Origin of the sequence: Saccharothrix syringae (assembly GCF_009498035.1) — a bacterium.
GTDB classification, from domain to species: Bacteria; Actinomycetota; Actinomycetes; order Mycobacteriales; family Pseudonocardiaceae; genus Actinosynnema; species Actinosynnema syringae.
The window spans coordinates 2,601,971-2,613,685 of sequence record NZ_CP034550.1; the positions used below are offsets into that span (position 1 = coordinate 2,601,971).

An 11,715-nucleotide genomic window follows, 5' to 3' on the forward strand; every position below is an offset into this window, starting at 1 on the left:
CGGAATCCGGGACGGCGCCGCCGGGTGGTGCTACGGGTTGACCGTGATGGTGAAGGTGGACGTGCGGTTGCGGATGTTCTCGTTGTTGTTGCTCAACCGCAGGTTGTTGAACGTCGCCGAGCCCACCGCCGGCCCCTGCCCGACCTCCGGCAGCTCGTTGGCCCACACGCCGATGCCGGACTTGGCCTGGAACTCGTCACCGCTGAGCCGCGCCCCCGAGATCGACACGTTGGTCAGCACCGTGTCCTGCACCGGGTTCTGCGGCTGACCGCCCACGTAGTTGGTCTGGAACATGATCCCGCTGTAGGTCGGGTCGACGATGTCCACGTCGTTGACCCGGATGCCCCGGAACGGCTTGGACGCGGAGAACATCCAGATCCCCGGGAACGTCTGCGCGCCCCAGAAGTGGCCACCGGTGCGCACCAGCGTGATCCCGCTGAACGTGGTCGGCTCGGGCCCGAACCCGTTCATCGGGTAGCCGAAGTCCAGCGAGCTGATGGTGACGCCCGCGTACGTCAGCGTGTCGGCCACGTAGATGTTGCGGAAGGTGTTGAGGAAGCCGCCGTAGACCGCCAGGCCGGCCGCGCGCCACGTGGTCAGGGACGTCAGGTTCTCGTAGACGTTGTTCTTCTCGTCCGCGCCGCCCGCGTCGATCGCCGAGAACAGCGCGAAGCTGTCGTCGCCGGTCGAGCGCGCCTCGATGTTCTGCACGAGGTTGTCCGTGCTGCCGTTGGTCATGTTGATGCCGTCGGCGAACATGTCCCGGATGCGCGAGTTCCTGATGGTCATGGAGTCGGTGTTCGCGCCCCAGTACAGGCACACCATGTGCTCGGCCCAGATGTTGTCGATGGTGATGTTCGAGACGTTGGCGAAGTCGAACACCTTGCCCGGGCCGTCGATGCGCGACACGTAGTTGCCGAAGAACGAGAACCCGCTGAACGTCGAGCCGTTCACCGAGGACTCGGCGCGGAAGCCCGCGTCGGTGTTCTCCTGCGTGGTGGGCACGACGAACCGGGTGAACCACGGGCCGGCGCCGATCACGCGGACCGGCTTGCCGTACACCTGGAACTTCTGCGCCGTGGTGTAGGTGCCCGCGGGCAGGTACACGCCGAGCAGGGTGCCGCTGGTGTCCATGCGGAACCGGTCGAGCGCGTTCTGCACGTCCTGGTGGCCGAACCCGGCCGGGGTGACGTAGCGGGCGGGGTCGGGGTTGGCCTGCGCCACCGCGTTCTCGAAGTTGACGAAGTCGATGGCGTAGCTGGTGGTGTTCGCGGCGTCCTTCTGGAGCTTGATCTTGGTGCCCGCCGGGAAAGTCCCGTCGAGCACCACGTTGGCCTCGTCGTAGATGTGCCGCGGGCCGCCGGCGCCCGGCGAGTTGCCGGGGTTGGCCTCGTTGCCGTAGAGCCAGATGTGGCGCGAGGTCAGGTCGATGGCCTTGTGGTAGGTGCCGTTGACGTAGACGTTGAGCGTGGCGCTGATGCCGCCGCCGCCCGGGGCGTCCGGGATGGAGAACCGGGTGACCAGGGTGTTGGTGGCGGTGCCGGTGGTGAACTCGACCGACGCGCCGGTGCTGTTCAGCGTCACCGCGCGGCGGCCGGACGCCTCGCCGGCGAGGTCGCCGATGGTGCGGTTCGGGCCGATCTTGGCGGCGCCGCCCGCGACCACGCCGTCCTCGGCCTCGACGTGCTGCCACGGCACGTTCGCGCCGCGGCCGACGAACAGCGGCTGGGTGGACAGGTTGTTGGCCTGCCGGGCCGCGATCTCGTTGGCGTCGACCGCGACCTGGGTGCGGACGGTGTAGTTGCCGTTGGCCGCGGTCCACGAGCCGAGGGTGACCTGCGGCGCGGACTGGCCCGGCTGGATCGTGCCGGTGTAGCCGCCGGTCAGGGTGCGGACGGCGGTGCCGGCGGAGTCGAGGACGGTCAGCGTGACGCCGTGCGCGCCGGCGGCGGTGGCGATGGTGCCCTCGTTGCGCAGGACGGCGCTGAAGGTGGTGCTCTGGTTGTTCGACGGGTTGCCCGGCGACCAGGAGACCGTCGCGACCAGGTCGGAGCTGGGCACCGGGGTGACCACGAGCGCCGACGGGTGCAGGCGGGCGTTGTTCGCCTCGTCCTGCTCGACGACCTTCTTCGTCTCGTCGACCTTGGCGGTGTACTGGTAGGAGCCGGAGCCGCGCGGGCCGATGTCGGCCGAGGCGGTCGCCGACGCGCCCGCCGCCAGCGCGCCCACCTGGGCGGTGCCGACGGGCTGGTCGCCCAGGAAGAAGGTCACGTCGGTGGCCGCGGAGGCGGCCGTGCCCGCGTTGCGCACGGTCGCGGACAGCGTGATCGGGTTCGTCTCCACCGGGCTCGCCGGGGTGAACGAGGTGCCGGTGACGGTCAGGTCCGGGTTGGGCGCCGACGTGCCGAACACCTGGAACTCGGCGACCTGGCCGCCGGGCGCGCCGGTGTTGGCGGTGATGCGCAGCTGCACGTCCGCGACGCGCGCGGTCAGCGGGATGGTCACCGAGTTGCCGGTGGCCGGGTCGAAGCGGTAGTCGCGGGCCGGGACCAGGCCGGTGAAGCCGGACGCGCTCTGCTCGCGGCCGAGGACCTGGATGTTCTGCGTGCGCGCGCCCCACGCCGACGACGGGTTGAGCCGCAGCGTGACCGACGTGAGGTCCGCGTTCGCGCCGAGCTGGGTGGTCAGCGTGTTCGGGTAGGTGGCGCCCTCCCAGTAGGTGTTCACGTCGTCGTCGTTGGCGTTGGCGGCGACGAAGGTGAACGTGTGGGAGCTGGCCGTGATCGGCTTGCCCTTGGCGAGGTTCGCGCCGCCGCTGCCGGGCCGGGTGACGCTGTTGCTCTGCGGCGACTGGTTGCCCGCCGCGTCCTTGGCGACCACGTAGTAGGTGACCGCGACGCCGTCGGGCTGGCTGTCGGTGTAGCTCAGGACGTTGCCCGCGACGCTGGTGCGCAACTGGCCGTTGGCGTACACGTCGTAGCCGGTCACGCCGACGTTGTCGGTGGCGGCGGACCAGGTCAGCCGGATCTGGCCGGACTGCGGCGTGCTGTAGGCGAGGTTGGTCGGCGCGGCGGGCGCCTGGGTGTCGCCGCCGGAGGTGCCGTGCACCTCGAACTCGGCGACCTGGCCGGCGGGCCAGCCGGTGTTGCCGGTGATCCACAGCCGCACGTACCGCGTGGTGGTGGCGGTGAACTGGATGGTCACCGTGTTGTTCGAGGCGGGGTTGAAGGTGTAGGGCGCCGACGGGACGAGGTCGCCGAACGTCGTGCCGTCCGTGCTGTGCTGCACGGCCAGCGTCTGCGTGCGCGCCCCCCAGTTCGCGGTGGGCAGCTTGAGCACCACGCGGTCGACCTTCAGGGCCGCGCCCAGGTCGGCCCGCAGCCACTGCGGGAACGCGTTGTTGGCGCTCTCCCAGTAGGTGGCCTGGTTGCCGTCGCCGGCGTTGGGCGCCTGGTAGACGTCGCTGTGGCTGCTCGCGGTGTAGGTGGCGGGCAGCACGGCCTGCGCGTCGACGACCCGGCGGACGTCGACCTCGGCGAGCTGCGCGCCCCGACCCGCGCTGTTGCCGGTCACCTCGACCCGCACGTAGCGCACCAGCGTCGGGTCGACGTCGAGGGTGACCTGGTTGCCCCGGTCGGGGGTGAAGGTGTGGGTGGCGGAGGGGACGAGCGTGGCCAGGCCCCCGCCGTCCAGGCCGGCCTGGACGCTCAGGGTCTGGGTCCGCTCGCCCCAGTGCTCGGGCACGGACAGCCGGACCTGGTCGATCCGGGTGGGCGCGCCGAGGTCGAGGTCGACCGACCGGGGGAGGGAGTCGGTCTGCCAGTAGGTGCCCCGGTCGCCGTCGTGGACCAGCGCGGCGGCGGGAGCGCCCTGGGCGGCAGGGGTGACCAGGGTCAACGCGGTGACGGACAGCGCGAGCAGCGCCGCGGCTAGGCGTGAACGAGCACGTGTCGTCGGTGACATCGTGGTGCCGGCCCTTCTCGTTGGGCGGGTGCAGGGGGGCGCAAGCAGGCGAAATCGTTGCTTGTCGCAAAGTTCCGTCTGCTTGTCGTTTTTTTGCGTGGTGCGCTCGCAGAGTTGCAGACGGTCTGTGTGAAAGTCAACACATCCCGGGAGTCGGGCGGCCGTGCTGCGGTAACGGCGCCCGCGGCGGCGGGTGCGTTCGGGGGAGGGGGTGGAGATCTAGACTCGACCCCTGGGGAGGTGGCGGTTGAGCGACCCGAAAGCGGCGTTGGCGCGGGAACTGGGACGGCTGCGGCGGCGGGTCCCGGACGTGTCGGACGAGGCGGTGGCCCGGCGCGCGAGCGCGGTGGTGCTGCCCTCGGGGCGGCGGGTGGCGGTGAACGCCCGGCGGCTGGGGGAGTGGGTCGGCGGGCGGTCCGTGCCGCGCGACTTCGACGCCGTGCTGGCCGTCGCGATGGCGACCGGTGGGGTGACCGGGGTGGAGCGGTTGCGCGGGTTGTGGCGGGCGGCGCGGCGGGAGCGGCGCGGTCCGGCCTCGGCGGAGACCCCGGTCGCACCCCCGGTCCCGGTCGCACCTCCGGTCCCGGTCGCACCGCCGCCTCCGGTTCCCGCCCGGTCCCGGACGGCCCCCGTCCCGGCTCCGGTGCCGACCGGGACGGGGCGCGGCGACCGGGTGGGCGGGGCCGTGGTGGGCCGGATCGCGGTGGGCCGACCGCCCAGCGACGCGGCGGCACTGCGGAGCAGGCCCGCGCTCACCGGGGCGATCGAGGCGGCGCTGGGGGACCCGGGCGTGCGCCGGGTGCTGCTCACCGGCGCGGGCGGCGTCGGCAAGTCGCAGTTGGCCACCGCCGTGTTCCACCGATCACCTGCCGACGTGCGGGTGTGGGTCGCCGCGCGCACCCGGCAGTCCGTGCTCACCGGCTACGCCCGCGCGTGGCGGGCGCTGGTCGCCTCCGAGGCCGGCACCGACGACGAGGCGCAGGCCGACCTGTTCCTCAACCGGCTGCGCACCACCACCACGTCCTGGCTGGTGGTGCTGGACGACGTGGACGACCCGGCCGAGCTCGCCGGCCTGTGGCCCGCGGGCGACGCCGGGCGCAGCGTGGTCACCACGCGCCGGCGCGACGCCGCGCTGCTCCGGCCGGACGTGCGGGTGGTGCCGGTGGGCACGTTCGACCCCGACGAGGCCGCGGCCTACCTGGCCGAGCGGCTGTCGGTCGACCCGCGGCACCGGCCGGAGGACCAGGCCGCGCTCGCCGCCGCGGTCGGGTGCTTCCCGCTCGCGCTCGCGCAGGCCGCCGCGTTCCTCATCGACACCGGCGTGGACGTGCCCGCCTACCTGGACCTGCTGGCCGACCGGCGGCAGCGGGTGGCCGACCTGTTCCCGCCCTCCTCGCCCGCGGACGCGCACGACGACACGGTGGCGGGCGCGGTGCGGCTGGCCGCGGAGCGGGCCGGGTCGCTGGCGGCCACCGCGCCCGACGTGCTGGGCCTGGTCTCGGTGCTCGCGCCGGACGGCATCCCCGAGGCGGTGCTGCTCGACGGCGGGCGCGGCCTGCTGGCCCTGCGCGCCCTGCACCGGCTCAACCTGGTCACCCACCACGACCGCCGCGTCGAGGCGCACGCCCTCGTGCAGCGCGCCGCCCGCGACCTCGTGCCCGACCTGGGCGCCGTGGCGGTGGCGGCGGCCGACGCGCTGGAGCGCGAGTGGGCCGGGGCCGACCCGGACACCGCCGCCGCGCTGCACCGCAACGCCGAGGTGCTGCGCGCGGTCGCCGGCGAGCACCTGTGGCGGGGCGGGATGCACCCGGTGCTCGACCGCGTCGTCCGCTACCTGGACAGCATCGGCCGGGCCGCGGCCGCCCGCGACGTGGCGGTCGGGCTGCTGGCGCGGGCGGTCGAACCGCGCGACGTGGTGGTGCTGCGCACCCGGGTCGCCAAGGCGACCGGTGACCTCGGCGACCCGGCGGCGGCGCTGGCGGCGCTGGGCGAGGTGCTGGAGCAGGCGGAGCGCGAGCTCGGGCCGACCGACACCGACACCCTGTGGGCCCGGCTGTACCAGGCGCGGTTCCGGATGGAGTCGGGCCTGGTGGCGGACGCGCTCGCCGGGTTCGACTCGCTGATCGCCGACTGCGGCCTGCCCGCCGGGCACCCGCTGGTGGTGGCCGCGCTGGACGACCGCGTGCTGACCCTGGGCCTGTCCGGCGACACCGAGGGCGCCCGGGAGGCCGCCGCCGCGCTGGTGGAGGTGCTGCGGGCGGAGCTGGGGCCGCGGCACCCGCAGACGCTGCGCGTCCTGCTGGGGCTCGCCCGCTGGGTGGGCGAGGGCGGCGACGCCCGGCGGTCCGTGGAGCTCCACCGGGAGGCGGTGGACGGCCTGGGGTCGGTGGGCGCCCGCGGCCTGCACGACGCGTTCATCGCCCGGCACAACCTGGCCTACTGGCGCGCCGTGGCCGGGGACCTGGCGGAGGCCGTCACCGAGTTCGGCGCGGCCGCCGCCGACGCCGAGCGGGTCCTGGGGCGACGGCACCCCACCACCCTGACCTGCCTGGCCAACCAGGCGTTCTGGTGCGGGGTGGCGGGTGACGCGTCGGCGGTGGAGCGGCTGGCCCGGCTGCGCGGGGAGGTCGAGGCGGTGTTCGGCCCGCGGCACCCGCGCGTGCTGCGGACCCGCCAGCAGCTGGCCGACCTCCTGCACCGGGGCGGCCGGCGGACCGAGGCGGTCGCCGAGCTGCGCGCGGTGCTGGCGGAGATGTCCCGGGTGCAGGGGGAGAACCACCCGCGCACCCGGGAGGCGGCGCAACTGCTGGCGGGGTGGGGGGTCAGGACCGCCGCACGATGAGCCGCTGCAGCGCGATGAACGCCAGCAGCAGGGCACCGACGACGATCTTGGTCCACCACGAGGACAGCGTGCCCTGGAACGAGACCAGCGTCTGGATCGTGCCCAGCACCAGCACGCCCGCCACCGAGCCGACCACGAACCCGACCCCGCCGGACAGCAGGCTGCCGCCCACCACCACGGCGGCGATCGCGTCCAGCTCCATGCCCACCGCGTGCAGGCTGTAGCCGGACAGCATGTAGAGGCTGTAGAGCAGGCCGCCCAGGGCCGAGCAGAAGCCGCTGACCACGTACACGCCGATCTTCGCGCGCGTGGTGGCCAGGCCCATCAGCCGCGCCGAGGACTCGCTGCCGCCCACGGCGTACACGGTGCGCCCGAACCGGGTCAGGTGCAGCACGTACGCCGCGGCCAGCACCACCACCAGGGCGATCACCACCGGGTAGGTGATGGTCACCTTGCCGGGCAGCTCGATCGACTCCGTGGCCAGGGTGCGGAAGGCCGGGTCCTTGATGGAGATCGACTCCACGCTGATCACGAAGCACAGGCCGCGGGCCAGGAACATGCCGGCCAGCGTCACGATGAACGGCTGCACGCCGAACCGGTGGATCACCCAGCCCATCGCCAGGCCCAGCCCGGAGCCCACCACGAGCACCGCGACCACCACCAGCAGCGGCGGCCAGCCCGCGCGCAGCCCGGCCGCCGCGATCATCGTGGACAGCGCCACCACCGAGCCCACCGACAGGTCGATGCCGCCGGTCAGGATCACGAACGTCATGCCGACCGCGAGCACGATCAGGAACGCGTTGTCGATGAACAGGTTCGCCACCACCTGGCCGGTCGCGAACCCCTCGTACCGCACCGAGCCGACGCCGAACGTCGCCACGAACACCACGAACGTGGCGATCACCGGCAGGAACCGCTTCGGGACGCTCACCGTCACCCCGGACGGCTTCCGGGACGCCGGGGTCACCTCCGGCTCGACGGCCACTGTCTGCTTCATGCGGGCACCCCTCGCCTCACCCGGAACTTGACCGGCGCCTGCACCAGGCACACCGCCATCACCACGACCGCCTTGAACACCAGCGTGATCTCCGGCGCGATGCCCGCGGTGTAGACCGTGGTGGTCAGCGTCTGGATGATCAGCGCGCCGAGCAGCGTGCCGGTCAGCGAGTACCGCCCGCCGGCCAGTGACGTGCCGCCGATGACCACCGCCAGGATCGCGTCCATCTCGATCCACAGGCCGGCGTTGTTGGCGTCCGCCGCGCTCACGTTGGAGCTGATCATCAGGCCGGCGATGCCCGCGCACAGCGCCGCGAACACGTACACGGTCCAGATGATCGTGCGCGACCGCACCCCCGCCAGCCTGCTGGCCTCGGGGTTCACCCCGACCGACTCGATCAGCAGGCCCAGCGCCGTGCGGCGGGTCGCCAGCGCGACCAGGCCCAGCGCGGCCAGGCTGATCAGGATCGCGATCGGCAGCACCAGGAAGCCCGCGCCCACCTGCCGGTAGGTGGGGGAGTCCACGGTGATGATCTGCCCCTCGGTGATCAGCATCGCCACCCCGCGCCCGGCCGTCATCAGCACCAGCGTGGCGATGATCGGCTGGATGCCCAGCACCGAGACCAGGAACCCGTTCCACAGCCCCAGCACCGCGCACAGCGCCAGCGCGATGCCCATGCCGACCCACGCGTTGCCGCCCGTGGCGATGTGCGTGCACGTCACCGCGCCCGCGATCGCCGCCACCGCGCCCACCGACAGGTCGATGCCGCGGGTGGCGATGACCAGCGTCATGCCCAGCGCGATCAGCAGGGTGGGCGCGCCGTTGCGCAGGATGTCGACCAGGCTGCCGAACAGCGCGCCGTCCTGGATGCGCAGCGAGAAGAACGAGGGCGTGACGACCACGTTCAGCAGCAGCAGGGCGACCAGCGCCAGCAGCGGCCACAGCAGCTTGTTGTCCTTGAGGTTGCGGCCCGACCTGCCGCGCACGAGGCCGCGGTTCGACCCGTTGCCCCTCACCCCGCCGCCCGGGGTGCCGGCGGTACCCGGCTCGTCCACCACGACGGCACCGCCCGGCCCGTCGCCCGGCTCGTTGCCCTTCACGACGCCACCGCCCGCTCCGGCCGCTGCTCCGCGCCACCCGCGATCAGCGCCATCACCTCGTCCACACCCACCGTGCCACCCGACTCGGCCGCGTCCAGCTCGGCCACCTTGTGCCGGTCGCGCATCACCACCACCCGGTCGGAGATGCGGACCACCTCCTCCAGTTCCGCGGAGATGAACAACACCGCCATGCCCTCGGCGGCCAGGTCCGCGACCAGCTTCTGGATCTGCGCCTTCGCGCCCACGTCGATGCCGCGCGTCGGCTCGTCCAGGATCAGCAGCCGCGGCTTGGTCACCAGCCACCGCGCCAGCAGCACCTTCTGCTGGTTGCCGCCGGACAGGTTGCCGACCAGCTTGTCCGGGTCGGCGGGCCGGATGTCCAGCACCTCGATGTACTTCGCGACCAGCTCGTCGGCGACCTTGCGCGGCACCGGGCGGGCCCAGCCGCGCGCCGCCTGCATCGCCAGGATCAGGTTGTCGCGCACGCTCAGGTCGGCCACGACGCCCTCGGCCTTGCGGTCCTCCGAGGAGAACGCGATGCCCGCCGCGATCGCCGACCGCGGGCCGCGCAGGTGCAGGGGCTTGCCGTCGACCAGCACCCGGCCCGAGTCGGCCTTGTCCGCGCCGAACAGCAGCCGCGCCACCTCGGTGCGGCCCGAGCCGAGCAGCCCGGCCAGGCCCACCACCTCGCCCGCCCGGATGGTCAGGTCGAACGGCGCCACCGAGCCCTTGCGGCCCAGGCCCTCGGCCACCAGCAGCGGCGCGCCCGGCGTGCCCGAGCGGCGCTCGATCTCCTCCAGCAGGCCCATCTCGCGGCCCAGCATCGCCGAGACCAGGTCGATCCGGCTCAGCGCGGTGGTGGCGTGCTCGCCGACCAGCCGGCCGTTGCGCAGGACCGTGATCCGGTCGGAGATCTCGTAGACCTGCTCCAGGAAGTGCGTCACGAACAGCACCGCGACGCCCTCGTCGCGCAGCACCCGGATGATCCGGAACAGCTCGGCCACCTCGTCGGTGTCGAGGCTGGAGGTCGGCTCGTCCAGCACGAGCACCCGCGCGTCGACGGCCACCGCCCGCGCGATGGCCACCAGTTGCTGCACGGCGATCGGGTGGCTCTCCAGCACCGACCCGGGGTCGATGCGCAGGCCGATGCGCGCCAGCAGCTCGGCGGCGCGCGCCCGCATCGCCTTGCCGTCGATCCGCCCGAACCGGCGCGGCTCACGACCCAGCAGGATGTTCTCCGCCACGGTCAGGTTCGCGCACAGGTTCACCTCCTGGTACACCGTGCTGATCCCGGCCGCCTGGGCCTGCGCGGGCCGGTCGAAGGAGACCGCCTCGCCCGCGTACCGGATCTCGCCCGCCGCGAGGCGGTGCACGCCGGTCAGCGCCTTGATGAGCGTGGACTTGCCCGCTCCGTTCTCGCCCATCAGGGCGTGGACCTCGCCGGGGAACAGCCGGAAGTCCACCTCCTGCAGGGCCTTCACACCGGGGAACTCCACCGAGATGCCCCGCATGTCGACGACCGGCTCGGTCACCGGCACTCCCCTCACACGACTGGGTGCGGCCCCCGCCACCACACCCGGAGGGTGGCGGGGGCCGCGGTCTGCGGACCTGCGGATCAGTACTGGCGCTCGGGGAGCGCGGCCTTGGCCTGCTCGGAGGTGAACGTCGTCTCCTCGGTCACCACCCGGGCCGGCACCTCCTCGCCGGCGACGACCTTCTTGGCCAGGTCCATCAGCTGGTCGCCCAGCAGCGGGTTGCACTCGACGATGAAGTTGATCTCACCGGCGGCCAGCGCGGTCATGCCGTCCTTCACCGCGTCCACGGTGATGATCTTGATGTCCTTGCCGGGCACCTTGCCCGCCGCCTTGATCGCCTCGATCGCGCCCAGGCCCATGTCGTCGTTGTGCGCGTACACCACGTCGATGTCCGGCACGGACTTCAGGAACGCCTCCATGACCTGCTTGCCGCCCGAGCGGGTGAAGTCACCGGTCTGCGAGGCCACGATCTTGAGGTTCGTGCCCGCGATGGCGTCCTCGAAGCCCTTCTTGCGGTCGAGGGCGGGTGCCGCGCCCGTGGTGCCCTGCAGCTCGACGACGTTGACCGCGTCGCCCGCGTTCTCCTTCAGCCACTGGCCGGCCTTCTTGCCCTCCTCCACGAAGTCCGAGCCGAGGAACGTCTTGTAGAGCGACGTGTCCTCTGAATCGATCGCGCGGTCGGTCAGGATCACCGGGATGTTGGCGCGCTTGGCCTCCAGCAGGACGGCGTCCCAGCCGGTCTCCACCACCGGGCTGAAGGCGATCACGTCCACCTTCTGCTGGACGTAGGACCGGATCGCCTTGATCTGGTTCTCCTGCTTCTGCTGCGCGTCGGTGAACTTCAGGTCGATGCCCGCCTTCGCGGCCGCCTCCTGGACCGACTTCGTGTTCGCGGTGCGCCAACCGCTCTCGGCGCCCACCTGGGCGAAGCCCATCGTGATCTTGCCGTCGTCGGCGCCCGTCGACCCCGCGTCCCCGGACCCGCCGGAGCCACCGGAGCCGCAAGCGGTCAACGCGGCCAACAAGACCGCGCTGGCGGCGGTCGCGAACTTCTTGAGCACTGGTCTTCCTCCGTGTGAACCCGAGACACTGGCGGGGACGGCGAACCGCGTGACCGTGGTCACCTGGGCCACAAGAGTGAACGTTCACAATGGCCACGTCAACCCCTTCGAAACGTCAACTTCGCACGCTTGACACGTTCGAAGGGGGAGACATATGTTAGCGCTCACTTTTGTGACTCAGCGCACGTCAACACCCGGACGTCCTGTTCACGACGCG

At 72.5% G+C, this 11,715-nt stretch carries 6 protein-coding genes; 1 reads left to right on the forward strand and 5 read right to left on the reverse strand.

What is annotated here, in order from left to right; translation table 11 throughout:
- Window positions 1-30: 30 nt before the first annotated feature.
- Window positions 31-3,963: a discoidin domain-containing protein gene (locus EKG83_RS12240; RefSeq protein WP_033427217.1), complete on the reverse strand. Its 3,933-nt coding sequence runs from the start codon at window positions 3,961-3,963 to the stop codon at window positions 31-33.
- A 247-nt stretch (window positions 3,964-4,210) separates the two neighbouring features.
- Here EKG83_RS12240 and EKG83_RS12245 point away from each other — a divergent pair, with 247 nt between their 5' ends.
- On the forward strand, window positions 4,211-6,805 hold the full coding sequence (locus EKG83_RS12245; RefSeq protein ID WP_153278037.1) for a tetratricopeptide repeat protein: 2,595 nt from the start codon (window positions 4,211-4,213) through the stop codon (window positions 6,803-6,805).
- Here the strand turns inward: EKG83_RS12245 and yjfF are convergent.
- From yjfF to EKG83_RS12265, 4 genes are all read right to left on the reverse strand, one after another.
- Complete coding sequence (yjfF, locus tag EKG83_RS12250) at window positions 6,786-7,802, reverse strand: galactofuranose ABC transporter, permease protein YjfF (protein ID WP_084715834.1); 1,017 nt, start codon at window positions 7,800-7,802, stop codon at window positions 6,786-6,788. The two genes, EKG83_RS12245 and yjfF, sit on opposite strands and share 20 nt — an antisense overlap.
- Window positions 7,799-8,788, reverse strand: coding sequence for an ABC transporter permease (locus EKG83_RS12255; protein ID WP_051764279.1), 990 nt, complete (start codon window positions 8,786-8,788; stop codon window positions 7,799-7,801). Before EKG83_RS12255 ends, yjfF begins: the two co-directional genes overlap by 4 nt.
- Before the next feature lie 110 nt (window positions 8,789-8,898).
- Window positions 8,899-10,413, reverse strand: a complete 1,515-nt coding sequence (locus tag EKG83_RS12260; RefSeq protein ID WP_051764280.1) for a sugar ABC transporter ATP-binding protein — start codon at window positions 10,411-10,413, stop codon at window positions 8,899-8,901.
- Between the two features lie 104 nt (window positions 10,414-10,517).
- Entirely contained in the window at window positions 10,518-11,498 is a 981-nt protein-coding gene (locus EKG83_RS12265) for an ABC transporter substrate-binding protein (RefSeq protein ID WP_033427219.1), read from the reverse strand.
- Between the last annotated feature and the right edge of the window lie 217 nt (window positions 11,499-11,715).